Here is a 230-nt window from a genome sequence, read left to right as displayed (position 1 = left end):
GGTGTTACCAGTCGTAACGCTACCATCAGCGCCAAGATCAATGTCTTCAGCAAGTTGTACGCTTAGGCCGTCTGTACCATCAGCAACCACACCAATATTACCAGTGGTTAAGTTGCCAGTTGCACTGCCTGTAACGCTTAAGGTTTGTCCTAAGTCACGGTCAATGACAGTGCCATCATCGCCTACAAAGTTTAGACCGGCTGCGGTGACACCTTCAATTGCTGTATTTA

General features: G+C 47.8%; 1 protein-coding gene. It reads right to left on the bottom strand.

The window, feature by feature from the left end; genetic code table 11:
- Positions 1 to 230, bottom strand: a 230-nt coding sequence (locus ACT3QN_RS13705) for a hypothetical protein (protein WP_444523993.1), incomplete at both ends; no start/stop codon positions are given.

It is taken from the genome of Psychrobacter sp. AOP7-C1-14 (assembly GCF_052376135.1).
Classification (GTDB): domain Bacteria; phylum Pseudomonadota; class Gammaproteobacteria; order Pseudomonadales; family Moraxellaceae; genus Psychrobacter.
Note: the sequence above shows the minus strand (reverse complement) of the source record. Positions and strands in the feature narration are given on the sequence as shown.